The organism is Agrobacterium sp. CFBP 3001 (assembly GCF_027871605.1).
GTDB lineage: Bacteria > Pseudomonadota > Alphaproteobacteria > Rhizobiales > Rhizobiaceae > Agrobacterium > Agrobacterium leguminum.
In genome coordinates this window covers 18962-31423 of sequence record NZ_JAQAHD010000028.1, presented here as the reverse complement: position 1 = coordinate 31423, position 12462 = coordinate 18962, and the positions used below count along the sequence as shown (strand labels likewise).

The 12462-nt window shown below is 59.6% G+C and carries 9 protein-coding genes; 3 read left to right on the top strand and 6 right to left on the bottom strand.

The window, feature by feature from the left end; all coding sequences use genetic code 11:
- Nucleotides 1–22 precede the first annotated feature (22 nt).
- From PH605_RS23005 to parE, 6 genes are all read right to left on the bottom strand, one after another.
- Nucleotides 23–862, bottom strand: coding sequence for a tetratricopeptide repeat protein (locus PH605_RS23005; RefSeq protein WP_237680963.1), 840 nt, complete (start codon nucleotides 860–862; stop codon nucleotides 23–25).
- Between the two features lie 125 nt (nucleotides 863–987).
- On the bottom strand, nucleotides 988–2979 hold the full coding sequence (locus PH605_RS23000; RefSeq protein WP_237680962.1) for a filamentous hemagglutinin N-terminal domain-containing protein: 1992 nt from the start codon (nucleotides 2977–2979) through the stop codon (nucleotides 988–990).
- Between the two features lie 5 nt (nucleotides 2980–2984).
- The gene (locus PH605_RS22995) at nucleotides 2985–3899 is read right to left on the bottom strand and encodes a ChaN family lipoprotein (protein ID WP_237680961.1); all 915 of its coding nucleotides are present in this window, start codon (nucleotides 3897–3899) and stop codon (nucleotides 2985–2987) included.
- 38 nt (nucleotides 3900–3937) lie between these two features.
- A complete protein-coding gene (locus PH605_RS22990; protein ID WP_237680960.1) occupies nucleotides 3938–4501 on the bottom strand; it encodes an invasion associated locus B family protein in 564 nt (187 codons plus the stop codon).
- A gap of 102 nt (nucleotides 4502–4603) precedes the next feature.
- Nucleotides 4604–6595: a ShlB/FhaC/HecB family hemolysin secretion/activation protein gene (locus PH605_RS22985; RefSeq protein WP_237680959.1), complete on the bottom strand. Its 1992-nt coding sequence runs from the start codon at nucleotides 6593–6595 to the stop codon at nucleotides 4604–4606.
- Between the two features lie 958 nt (nucleotides 6596–7553).
- Nucleotides 7554–9656: a DNA topoisomerase IV subunit B gene (gene parE, locus PH605_RS22980; protein WP_142846356.1), complete on the bottom strand. Its 2103-nt coding sequence runs from the start codon at nucleotides 9654–9656 to the stop codon at nucleotides 7554–7556.
- A gap of 226 nt (nucleotides 9657–9882) precedes the next feature.
- On the opposite strand from parE, the gene PH605_RS22975 reads away from it, so the two are divergent.
- The 3 genes from PH605_RS22975 to secG all read left to right on the top strand — a co-directional run bounded on the left by PH605_RS22975 (nucleotide 9883) and on the right by secG (nucleotide 12319).
- Nucleotides 9883–10764 (top strand): alpha/beta fold hydrolase, encoded by an 882-nt coding sequence (locus PH605_RS22975; RefSeq protein WP_065654990.1) that lies wholly within the window; start codon nucleotides 9883–9885, stop codon nucleotides 10762–10764.
- A gap of 212 nt (nucleotides 10765–10976) precedes the next feature.
- Nucleotides 10977–11747 carry a triose-phosphate isomerase gene (gene tpiA / locus PH605_RS22970; RefSeq protein WP_142846354.1) on the top strand — a complete coding sequence of 257 codons (771 nt, stop codon included), beginning with the start codon at nucleotides 10977–10979 and terminating at the stop codon, nucleotides 11745–11747.
- Between the two features lie 116 nt (nucleotides 11748–11863).
- Nucleotides 11864–12319, top strand: a complete 456-nt coding sequence (secG, locus tag PH605_RS22965; protein ID WP_003524802.1) for a preprotein translocase subunit SecG — start codon at nucleotides 11864–11866, stop codon at nucleotides 12317–12319.
- Nucleotides 12320–12462 lie beyond the last annotated feature (143 nt).

The window sequence follows — 12462 nt, the reverse complement described above, 5'->3', positions numbered from 1 at the left end:
TCTCGAAATTCAATGTGATTGATCAATTTGCTTCCGCAGCCTGAGCCGGTTTCCAGTTGCGGGCACGCGCCTGCGCATCCTCGATCTCTGTCGGTGTCATGCTCGCCGTCAGCCGCTCAAGAGCCGCACGCGCGCCGGGATGTCCGCGTTCATTGGCGAGGTTGTAATAGAGGTGGGCGCGGATCGGATCGGCAGCCACACCTTCACCCTTTTCCAACATCTCGGCGAAGCCGTAGAGCGAGACCGGGTTTCCGAGCGACGCGCCCTGTTCGAACAGCTTCACCGCCCTGGCGAGATCCTGTTCGGTTCCGGTACCGGTGCGAAGAAGTGCCGCCTCCATGTTGCGCGCGCCCGTATGCCCATTTTGCGAGGCCTTCTCGTAATAACCGAAGGCACTTGCGGCATCCTTGGCGCGACCGAGACCATCGAGAGCAAGACCTGCGCAATTGAACTGCGCTTCCAGATTACCGAGATCGGCAGCCTTGCAGATCAGTTCAGCCGCGGCAGCAAAATCCTGGCGGACATTTTCGCCGCGAAGATGCATGAGCCCCAACCGGTTCATCGCCGCAGCCGAACCCTTTTCCGCCGCAGCAATATAGAGGGCCCGTGCTTTCACCGCGTCGGGCGTAAACCCCACACCAAGCTCGACCATGCGCGCCAGATGAAAGCCGGCTTCTCCATCGCCCTTGTCAAAACCGTCGGCAAAAGCCTTTGCCGCATTGGAAAAATCCTTCTTTTCCAGAAGCGCCTTGCCATCTTCAAGCGGGCCAGCCGCTGCGGGTTGCGCCAAACCCAGCGCTCCCATAAGGGCGATAAGCGCCAAAGAGGTGAGGGCGGGTCGGCGGAATGATGTGTTGCGCATGGATTGAACTCCGTGATCAGGATTTTCCGGGTTAGCCCCGAGAGCAATTTCGTCTTTTTTCGGCGCCGTGAGTTTGGGCCTCACGGCCAACAAGAACGGTGATTTCTGGTTAAGTCGGGCCGCCATCATCTACCGACCATCCCCGGGAAGAGCCCGATGGTGTCGAGGCCGAACGGGTATTCTTCGCCTGCCGTTTCCTTGAAGGTTTCGATGCCTGACGGGGCGAAGACACCATCTCGTGCCCGCAGCGCGCCCGCAGTCACCTGAACCGGGCGGAAGGCATTGATCGTGATGCTGCCCTGGGGCGCTTCAAAAACGCCGCCCTGATCGCCGGTCCCGATCCACGCGGTCGATCCGCCCCAGAAATTATAGAGGCCGGTTGGACGCTGAACGACGGTCGGGATCGAGCCGCCCTCCAGCACCACGGAGGGAGCAGTCGCGGTGATGCTGCCGTAGCTGACGATCTGGCCATATCTGTTCAGGATTGAGGATGAGGCGCGCAATTCAATATTGCCGTTGGCATTGATGGCGCCACCCGAAACATTTGTCGTGGAGGAGCCATAACCGATGCAGGTCAGCCTGCAGCGCTTGACGAATTGCAGGGAGCCGGACAGACCGCCTTCATTGAGGATGCTACTGCCTTCAATATACACCGACCCGGAATCAGCATTGATCGAACTGCCGCGGTTAACGATGTTATCGCCAGCCTTCACCGAGACGCTACTGCCGATTATATATGCCTGTCGGCCGGGTAGACGCGGCTGGCCGTAGTTTATGCTGATAGTTTCGGTCGTTTCCCGCGATCGCCAGAGCGTGTACCAGAGGCGTTTGCCGTCGTCTTTCTGGTGGTGCCAGACACCTTCCCCGTTCAGGATGTCCGCAATATTAAGGACGTCCTTGCCTGCATCGATTGTCGTCTCGCTGTTGGAGAGGAGTCTGCCCGTATTGTTGATAACGGAGCCTTCGGCCTGCACATCAAGCCTTCCCTCTGAACCAAAGACGATTGCCAGTTGATCGGTATTTTCGGTCAACAGTTTTACATCGCCAGCGGCTTTGACGAATGCCTGGCTTTTCCCGCTCATCAGAACACCGGTATTTGTGATGTCACCCGTTCCGGCCAGAAGCGTCAACGCGCCGTTGATGGCTTCGATTCTGCTTTGAGGCTGACCGGCCAGTGAGCGAGCCTCTATCGAGCCCGCCTTAACATGGACATTGTCCTTCGCTTCAATCGACCCGCTCGTAGTGACTTTGCCGGATGCATCGATCACGAAATCGCCCAGCATCGCGAGCCCGTTGCCCGCGTGGCTGACACCTGCGCCATTGTTGGTGGCGCGGATGCGGACCGTATTGGCCTTCAGCGTTCCGCGGGAGGTTATTTCAATGGCGACAGAATTGTCGTCGCTTCCTTCTGCCTCCATCCGCCCCCAGCTCTGGAGATCGGAGTTCGGAAGAATCGCTGAATCGTATTCGACGGAGCTGCCGCCGGCGGTTAATTCTATAGTAGAACGGAGTTGACCGGCGCTGTTTTCGACAGGCCCGTCTATGCGAATACGCCCGGCCAGCATGTGCAGAGTGCTCATGGCACCGGACAAGCCGCCGGGACCGACATTGATTGTCCCGCCTTTTGTCTTGAGCAGGACATTATCCTGATATGACGTTGGTGTTACTTCGAAGCTCCTGATCGACGCCTCACCGGTGGAAAGTACGACGCCGCCGGTGTTGTGGAAGGATGCGCCGTTCACGGAAATGCCGTTGGGATTGGCAATGATGACATGCGCGGGGTCGCCTACCACCCTCAGCGGGCCATTAAGATTGGAGATGCGGGAAGACGTCACCTCGTTCAGGATCGTGCGTGCATGGACCGTACTGTTGTCGAGATTGACCCCGAGAGGGCTGACAGAAAACTCCGTATAAGTATTGTGGCTGATGGTGGATCCGGGGCTGCCGACCGGGTCGGCTATATGAACCGTCGTTGCACCGGTCACGACATCGGCGCTCGTCCTAGTATTGCTGGCACCGTCGGGAATGACCTGCGCGAAGGCGGGCAACGCAACGCCGCACAGCAGCAAGGACAGGCTAGCTGCCACGGAATGCTTCATGTTTACCAACTGGAACATGCTTCTCATCTGGAGATGGACTCCCCTGTCTTGCTCGTCAGCCCTGTCAGTTTGCACGGGTCGGCCAGTTCAGCCTTGCCGACGATCCAGAGGTAATCGTAGAGGAGGCGCTCTTCGTCGGTGATCTTTTCACCTTCGGCGAAAGCGCCAACGGTCAGAACCGACGCGTCTGCCCGGGCAAGGGCCTGATAAAGAGAGCGGTCCTTGCGACCGTGACCGCGGCCGACTTGTAGCAGAACACCATGCTTCAACATCCGGGCCTGCTCTGCGGCATCGGCCATGGAAAGATCGCGCCGGATCTGATGGTCGGCGTTCAGCGCGGCCTGCCGATCCGAGATCAGTCCGCAATGCGCTGCCATCATTGCTTTCGTCCAGCTTTTGCGGACTGCGGTTTCGGCTGCACCGAGCCGTTTGCGGATCGCCTTTTTCTCGTTTGGTGTCAGTTCGCCCGTGCGTCCGTCTTTCTCCGCCAGATCGCCGCCACGTAAGGGAACGCGAAGGCTGAATGCGCGCTCAACGAGCGGCAACCAGTTGTCGAAGGCTGGCCAGCCTCGCGTCCACCATTTAAGTTCTGCGCCCAGCCCGGCCGGTGTTTCCGGATGGTTTTTGCGATAGAGGGCAATTGCCGCATCGTCATCGCGCGAGAGCATTTCCATCACGGCGGTTACGGGACGATCATCCTTCGCCATAGCCGACAGCACACAGGACGACGCAACTGCCTGCTCCCTGACGCCATGCCGTTCGCCAAAAAGCAGGTAATCCACCTTGCCGACGCGACCGGCCAGATCGGCAAAAGAGATCGGGCTGCTGCTGGACACTTCTTCTATCCTGCCCGTGCAGTCCTTGAACTCGCCGGGTGCCGCCAATCCTTGTCCGGCCATTGATAGCCAGCCTGCCGCCATCAGTCCGGCAAGCAGCACATTGCGAGCTATCCCTGCGCATATCTTCCTGCCTGGTCTCATGGTGTTGCCGCATCCAGCGCGTCGATACCGGCGCTGATCCCGTTGAGTGAAACCTTGAGCGGGATGGTGGTTGCCTTGGTGTCCTTGAGAGCGACCGTCAGAACGTTTCCCTTGCGCAAAGCGCCGAGCAGCGCGCCGCTGAGAGCAAAGCCGGCGTGGCACCCGGAGATATTGCAGGTCTCGAAGATAACGCGCTGTGTCTGCCCGCCATCGATTTTCAGCTCCAGACCTGCCGGTAGATAGACATTCAGCGGCGTCGAAATGATCGCGACGCGCTGTTTTCCCTGCCTCGCAATGTTGAACAGAAAGACGACATCCTTTCCGCCGTTGACGGCCTGCGCCTGCTGGAGACGGCATGCCCCGCTTTCCGCTTTAGGGGGCGCGGCATTCGCCTGTGGCTTGCAGACCAGCTCCCAATCGCCATAACGCCTGGGATCTACGACTGCTTCTGACGCAACCCCGGAAGTCTCTTCCCGGACAGCGAGAGTCTTGCCGTCCTCCGCAATTGCTTTCGGCGCAGGCGCGATCAGCAGCAATCCAACGGCAACAAGCGCCGCCATGCCCATTCCGGAGACCGACGAGACCAGCCAGCGGCACAGCCCGAACGTGAGGTGATTGTTGCCAGCATCTCTTGAGGGAGGATCGAACAAAAACGGCATGGCTCAAAAAACCTTCAAACGCAGTGTCATGAACAACTCACCCTTTTCCTCGCTCACGCGCCGGCTTCGGCTGTCTTCGGCAACCCGCCAGGCGTAGCCGACATCGAAAGAAAGCCTTGGGCCGCCATATCGCAGGCCCACACCACTGCCGACCCGGTATCCGGTGACTTCATTGGCAACGTCGCGGCCGAGTCCTGCGTCGAGAAAGAGATAAGGGTTGAGACGGGAGAGGGTCGTTCGCGCCCATTCCGACGATGGGGCGGGTATTTGCGCTGGGCTCTGGCTGTCCGGCTGCGGGCCTGATCCGGCTTTCCCCAACAGCAAATCGACCGGCATCGCGAATGCGACCTCGTTGCGCCACACCGCGCCCCGGTCAGCCTTGAAGCTTCCATTGGAAAATCCGCGCACCGAACTGCGCGAGCCGATCGTCATCTGGTCGTCGGAATAAAGCGCGGTTGCCGCCCATTGTGTGGACAGGCTGGACGAAACGGAGGCGCGCCCGGGAAAGACATAAGACCCCGAAAGAGATGCATCCAGCTTTGTGAACTGGCTGTGAGGTATGGAGGCGTCGATATCGTCGGCATCTTCGCGCGCATTGAAGATAGACAGCCCCTGGCTGGCACCGATCCGGGCCGACACGTTGGCGCGTTCGAAAAAGCGGCTGTAAGTCAGGCCTGCCTGAAGCGGAGAAACGCGCTGGTCCATCAGCCCAACGCCGTTGATATAGCGGTTCTGTTCACGATGCGCGACCGTGAAATCGGCAACCAGCCGCTCCGTGCGCGATGAATGAACGATCCAGTCGGCACCTGCGCTGACGTTCCAGGTCGTCATGAACAGTTCGGAAAGCGGGCCGAGGTCGATCATGTTTTCGGACCAGTCGCCCTTCAGCCTCATTGTGGCGCGTCCGACGGGAACCGCAAAATCGCCACTCAGTTCGTTGGTCTCGACGCCGCTTTTAAGCGTCAGCCCCCACATGTCGTTGATGCCGATGAGATTGTCTTTTTCCGCCGTGATCCCGAAGCGCAACTTGTCAACGCCTTCGATGGATTCCGTGTCGTAGCCGCCGTAGAGCCTGAAGGCATCATTGACGCGGTTCGTGATCTGCACGTCGGAGGTCGCCGGCCTCTTGCCCGGAACAAGCTCCGCCTTTGCCTTGTTCGAAGGAACCCTGTTGAGGCTATCGAGTGTGTCCTGCAGGCGATCGACATGCAGGACATCGTCTTTGGCAATTGTGCCAGTCATCGCGATCCGGGCGGATGGCGGCAGCAAGGTCAGGCGTTCGAGATCGTCATCAAGGCCCTCCCACCAGGCATCTGCCTGCTGCACGAACTCGGAAATGGACGAGGACCGTGCAACGTTGCCACTTAGTTCGGCCATGCGGGGAAAGAACGCCTTATAAGGCTGCTGCTCCTCCTTGTAGACGACCGCATCGATCCGCCCGGGCACAACGCGCAGGACCAGCGTTCTGCTGGCGGCAATGTCTTGCTCCGGCAACCAGGCCTGCGTCGTGGCAAAACCCTTGTCGGCAAAAAGACCGTTTACCGCCTTGAGCAATCCGCCGACGCTTTCATTGCTCTGGCAGGACGATGCGAAGGGTCTTGTCACGTCCTCCACAGCTTCGCTGCCAATGAGTTCGTGGCCGCCTTCGATGCGGATCGTGTCTACCGGAAAACATGGTGAAGCACCGGACGTCGTATTATCAGATGCGGGACCCGCAAATGTCTGGATCGTCAGGGCAGGCTCCTGCGATGCGGCGACAAGTGGATCTACCTCACCTGCGTTTGCCTCTGCCGGCGGCCGCCCTTTGAGATCATCCCGTGACAATGCCGTTTTTGGAGCAAGGCAAAGAGCTGCGCAGAGAACGACGACCGAGTTTCGCAACGCGGGTGAGGTCGGCGCGATACCGCCGATCACCTTCCTGTCGAAACTACTTGCTGTAGATGATTTGGTAGCTGCCGGAACGACAAATCGCGCTCTGGCCAGATATCTGGTCATCAATAAACTTCAACCCCATGTTGCCCAATGCGACGCATTAATCAATAGAGGGTAATTTGCAAGACAACTCTGGCGCGCTTACAAAAAGAATGAGAATTGAGTTACCAATTTGCATCAGTTATGCGTTGGATTTCGTTGAGATCGAAGCTCGCACGGTGCTGGCCGGAGTGGATTCAAGGGGCGATACTTCATGTCAGAATTATAATTAAGTGTTTAATATTGATTGTTTTATTGCGCTATCCGAGATCAAGAACGCAGCCGTTTGCCCGCAGTTGGATTGGTCGCGGGTAAAATGCAAAAAGTCATATGTGATTGTTTTTGATCTGCCCCGAATGTCGTCATGGGCACCAGACGCAGCGAATCCGGGGCAGATTTTTGATTTTTCCGGCCAGTAAGGGCGAAGATGAACGACCTTTGCGTGTATTTTCCATGGGGGCGATCGGGAAGGGCCGGCGGGCTCGCAGGCCTGACCCTATTTTCGCTGAAGCCGGAAAGAGCCAAGCGCTCGGGGCTAGAAATCCACCTTTCCAGCCGGAGATCGGGTAGTTTCCCCTGACAAACAGGTAACTCGCTTAATCAGAAGTGGTGGGCCGTCTCCACCCTAAACGAAAGGCGTTCAGTTTGGCCCGGGGTATACCGCACGACGACATCATCGAAGCTCTTTGGGCCATCGGTCTTGTACGAGACCTCGACGACATGCGGGGTCTCAGGATTGCGAAGGCCTGAATCATATATCCAGAAGAACCGAGCCAGATAGTCGTGCCCGTCCCAGCTTGCAATCACTGCATCTGCCATAACCCCAACACCGGGCCTGCCCAGTTTACTCCTGTTTTGTTCCTTAAGGCATTCTCCGGGCACCTTTCAGCACCCGGAAACAGCAGAATGTGGTTTGGCCAGTTTTAGCTTCCAAAATGGCCAGATCTAACGCCTTTTGGTCAATACTTAGATCGGTTTCCCATCAGATATCCAGATTATCAGCGAATGCCGCCCGTTCCTGAATGAAACGGAAGCGGGCATCGGCCTTGGTGCCCATCAGGTTGTCGACGGCCTCGCGGGTGCCTTCGAAATCCACGTCGTCGATCTCGACGCGCAGCAGGGTGCGCTTTTCGGGATCCATGGTGGTTTCCTTCAGCTGCTGGGCCATCATCTCGCCGAGGCCTTTGAAGCGGCCGATTTCGACCTTCTTGCCCTTGAAGACGGTTTCCATCAGCTCGGCGCGGTGGGCGTCGTCGCGGGCATAGGCGCTCTTGGCGCCCTGGCGAATGACGTAGAGTGGCGGCACTGCCAGATAGAGGTGATTGCCGCGAATGAGTTCCGGCATTTCCTGATAGAAGAAGGTGATGAGCAGCGAGGCGATATGGGCACCGTCGACGTCGGCATCGGTCATGATGATGATGCGCTCATAACGCAGGTCCTCTTCGCGGTACTTGGTGCGCGTGCCGCAGCCGAGCGCCTGGATGAGATCGGCGATCTGCTGGTTGGCGGAGAGTTTTTCGCGGCTGGCGCTGCCGACGTTCAGGATTTTGCCGCGCAGCGGCAGGATGGCCTGGTTGGCGCGGTTGCGCGCCTGCTTGGCCGAGCCGCCGGCCGAGTCGCCCTCGACGATGAAAAGCTCAGCCCCTTCTGCGGTGTTCTGGGCGCAATCCGCCAGCTTGCCGGGCAGGCGCAGCTTGCGCACGGCGGTCTTGCGGTTGACTTCCTTTTCCTTGCGGCGGCGCAGGCGCTCTTCGGCGCGCTCGATCACCCAGTCGAGCAGCTTCGCCGCTTCGCCCGGATTGCCGGCGAGATAATGGTCGAAGGGATCGCGCAGCGCGTTTTCGACGATGCGCTGGGCCTCGACGGTTGCGAGCTTGTCCTTGGTCTGGCCGACGAATTCCGGCTCGCGGATGAAGACGGAGAGCATGCCGGCGGCGGAGATCATCACGTCATCGGTGGTGATGTCCTTGGCGCGCTTGTTCTGCGTCAGGTCCGCATAATTCTTCAGGCCCTTGGTGAGCGCGATGCGCAGGCCGGCCTCATGCGTGCCGCCTTCGGGCGTCGGAATGGTGTTGCAATAGGAATGAATCTGCGTATCGCCGCCATACCAGGTGACGGCCCATTCCAGCGCGCCGTGGCCGCCGGTCTTTTCCGTGCGGCCGGAGAAAATCTCGCGGGTGACGGTGAATTCCTTGCCGAGCGTGGCGGCAAGATAATCCTTCAGGCCGCCTGGGAAATGGAACACGGCCTTTTCGGGGATTTCACCGCCGGCCGGCACCATGCCGGGATCACAGCTCCAGCGGATTTCAACGCCGCCGAAGAGATAGGCCTTGGACCGGGCCATGCGGAAGATGCGGGCCGGTTCGAATTTCGCGTGGTCGCCGAAGATCTGCGGATCAGGATGGAAACGCACGCGGGTACCGCGGCGATTGTGCACGTCGCCCAGCTCTTCCAGCGGACCGATCGGCAGGCCGCGCGAGAAACGCTGGCGGTAAAGCTTGCGGTTACGGGCCACTTCCACTTCGAGAAGATCGGACAGCGCATTGACCACGGAAACACCGACGCCGTGCAGGCCGCCCGATGTCTCATAGGCCTTGCCATCGAACTTGCCGCCGGCATGCAGCTTGGTCATGATGACTTCGAGCGTCGATTTGCCTGGCACCTGCGGGTGGTTTTCCACCGGAATGCCGCGGCCATTGTCGGTGACCGTCAGGAAACCTTCGGCGTCGAGGTGAACCTCGATGAAATTGGCGTGGCCGGCGACGGCCTCGTCCATGGAGTTGTCGATGACTTCGGCAAAGAGATGGTGCAGCGCCTTCTCATCGGTGCCGCCAATATACATGCCGGGACGCATGCGCACCGGCTCCAGCCCTTCGAGCACGCGGATCGAGGACGCGCCGTAGTCGTCACCGGATGGTGATGCGGGGGCGGGCGGCGTGACGGCCGCAACGGCTGCGGGTTTCGGCTGCACATTCGCGTTGGCGGCCGCGGTCACCGGCGTCTTTGCGGCGTCCTCGTTCGTTTCCGTATCGCTGTTTCGTGCTGCCGGAAGACCGGAGAAGAGATCGTTGCTGTCGTCCATCATGTCCAAAGTTCAAAAGCGTGTGTCAGAATTTCGCCATGCGAATCATTATGCCAATAGCGTCAATCATAACGCCAAACGCGGTTCCCGTCCGATTGAACCGGGGTTCGCCTGGGCGAGCGCTGCGCATCCTATGCCACGATTGTGTCAGGGTTTCGCAACAGGAGGATTGCGCTGCCGGCCTTGCGATGGCAAGTCTCGCAGCCACGAATGAACGGTTAGCCAAGGCATGTCCACAGCTCATTTCACGTTTTGTACTCTTTTCAGCCTGACTGTGGCGGCCATGCCCGTCGCAGCCTCTGCCGCCGAGGGCCCGCTGCGGCCGTTCAAGGATGAGCTGTTTTCCGCCCAGACGGTGCTTTCCACCGCCGATGGCGGCGCTTCAGAAGTCATCGACTATCAGGAGATGCGCGATATCAATGGCCGCGACGAGGTGCCGGAGCGGCGGGTGAAACGGCAATATGTCGATATGACGCCGAAGAAGGCGCAGGCGCTGGAAACAATGTCCGTCGAGGGCAGGGCGCTTGAGGTCGGCCGCGTCGGGCCGGCAAGCGGGCAGGCCTTCACGGTCATCTTCATTCATGGGCGCGGCGGCGACCGGCGGCTCGGCATGAACGACTATACGTTCGGCGGCAATTTCAACCGGCTGAAAAACCTCGCTGTGGCCAATGGCGGCACCTATTATGTGCCGAGCGTGCGCTCCTTCGATGAAAACGGCGTTGCCGATGTTGCGGCGCTGATTGCCGATGCGGCCAAAAAATCGGGCGGCAAGCCTGTCATTTTGGCCTGTGCCTCCATGGGCAGTTTCATCTGCTACGGTATCAGCCGTGACAAGGCTGCCGTCGCCAATCTCAAGGGCATGGCGATCCTCGGCGGTGCGGTCGATCCGGATTTTCCGAAAAGCGCCTTTGCCAGGGCGAAGAAGCCGGTCTGGTTCACCCATGGCAGCGCCGACAAGGTCTATTCGGCCGATCAGCAGGCGACGATCTTCCGTTCCTTGCTGAAGGCCGGCGAGCCGGCGCGGTTCACGCGGTATGAGAGTGGCAGCCACGGCACACCGGTGCGCATGACCGACTGGCGGGCGGTTTTGAACTGGATTTTGAGCCGCTGAGGCTCCGATTTGGGTCAGCAACGGCAAATTTTTAGAAATTGCCCGTCGTTTTGAACCTTCGGGCCGCTTTTTTGTACCATTTATTGCCCGGGCCGTTTAAAGGAATATCCTGGGATTTCCGGCAGTGTTTCTGTCGCGATTATGGGCCGTGATACGACTGAGGGAAGGGGCGCCGCCACAGGCGGCCTCAAGACAAAGGGAATGGGATACGCATGACGCCGAATGTTCGACCGCTTGTTGCCGGAAACTGGAAGATGAACGGCACCCGTGCCTCGCTCGATCAGATCAAGGCCATGGCAGAGGGCGTCAAGGGCCCACTGTCTGAAAAGGTGGATGCGCTGATCTGCCCGCCCTCGACATTGCTCTACGTGGCAACGGCGCTGTGCGATGACAGCCCGCTGATGATCGGCGCGCAGGATTGCCACCAGAACGCCTCCGGCGCGCACACCGGCGATATTTCCGCCGAGATGATCGCCGACTGCTTCGGCATCCATGTCATCGTCGGCCATTCCGAGCGCCGTACCGACCATGCAGAGACGGATCATCTGGTGCGCGCCAAGGCCGTGGCCGCCCATCAGGCCGATCTCATCGCCATCGTCTGCATTGGCGAGACCGCGGATGAGCGCAAGGCGGGCCAGACGCTCGACATCCTCAAGCGCCAGCTCGCCGGCTCCCTGCCGGATGAGGCGACGGCCGAAAATACCGTCATCGCCTATGAGCCCGTCTGGGCGATCGGCACGGGTCTGACACCCACCGTGGACGATGTGCGCGAGGCCCATGCCTTCATGCGCGACGAACTCGTCAAGCGCTTCGGCGACGCCGGCAAGACAATGCGCATCCTCTATGGCGGCTCGGTGAAGCCCGCCAATGCGCTGGAACTGATGGGCGTCGAGAACGTGGATGGCGCGCTGATCGGCGGCGCGAGCTTGAAAGCTTCAGACTTCCTGTCCATCTATGCGGCATACGAGCAACTGACGGCCTGAGACAGGTTTTCCTGTTACAGATGGCGGGAAAGGGGCTTGGAATAAGCCTTCGCCTCATGTAAAGAGCCGCGAAACCTTCTTTGTAGTGCTCCGCGCGGGGCATGGAATGGATTGTCATGCAGACCGTTTTGATTGTTATTCACCTCATGATCGTGCTGGCGCTTGTCGGCGTGGTCCTGATCCAGCGTTCCGAAGGCGGCGGCCTCGGTATCGGCGGCGGTTCGGGCTTCATGTCCGCGCGCGGAACGGCCAATGCGCTGACGCGCACCACGGCGATCCTTGCCGCGTTGTTCTTCGCGACCTCGCTCGGCCTCGGTCTCCTGACGCGCTATGAATCGCGCCCGACCGATATTCTGAACCGTATTCCGGCCACGCAGGGCCAGGGTAACGGCATTCTCGATACGCTCGGCCCGGCGACGACGCCGTCGACGCCCGCTCCGGCTGAAAATGGCGTTCCGACCAATGGTGCAGCCGCGCCGGCTCAGACGACCCCGGCTCCGGCCGCTTCCGGCACGGCCGCTCCGGCCCCGGCTCAGCCCGCCGATCCGAACGCAGTTCCGACCGGTCAATAAGCCCGGTTTTGATTTAACGCTCCGGCAGGCCAAAAGCCTGCCGGTTTTCTTTTGTTCGCATTCCGGCCTGTGACCCATCGCAAATTCGTCAACAGCGAATTTTCGAAAGCATGAAATTTGGGCTGGCGGAATCAGAGGTAAAA

Bases quoted from the DNA above. Each gene is read 5' to 3' on its own strand.
- secG (WP_003524802.1), top strand. From the start codon at position 11,864: ATGCAGACCGTTTTGATTGTTATTCACCTCATGATCGTGCTGGCGCTT.
- PH605_RS23005 (WP_237680963.1), bottom strand. From the start codon at position 862: ATGCGCAACACATCATTCCGCCGACCCGCCCTCACCTCTTTGGCGCTT.
- PH605_RS22975 (WP_065654990.1), top strand. From the start codon at position 9,883: ATGTCCACAGCTCATTTCACGTTTTGTACTCTTTTCAGCCTGACTGTG.
- PH605_RS23000 (WP_237680962.1), bottom strand. From the start codon at position 2,979: ATGTTCCAGTTGGTAAACATGAAGCATTCCGTGGCAGCTAGCCTGTCC.
- PH605_RS22985 (WP_237680959.1), bottom strand. From the start codon at position 6,595: ATGACCAGATATCTGGCCAGAGCGCGATTTGTCGTTCCGGCAGCTACC.
- parE (WP_142846356.1), bottom strand. From the start codon at position 9,656: ATGATGGACGACAGCAACGATCTCTTCTCCGGTCTTCCGGCAGCACGA.
- tpiA (WP_142846354.1), top strand. From the start codon at position 10,977: ATGACGCCGAATGTTCGACCGCTTGTTGCCGGAAACTGGAAGATGAAC.
- PH605_RS22990 (WP_237680960.1), bottom strand. From the start codon at position 4,501: ATGGCGGCGCTTGTTGCCGTTGGATTGCTGCTGATCGCGCCTGCGCCG.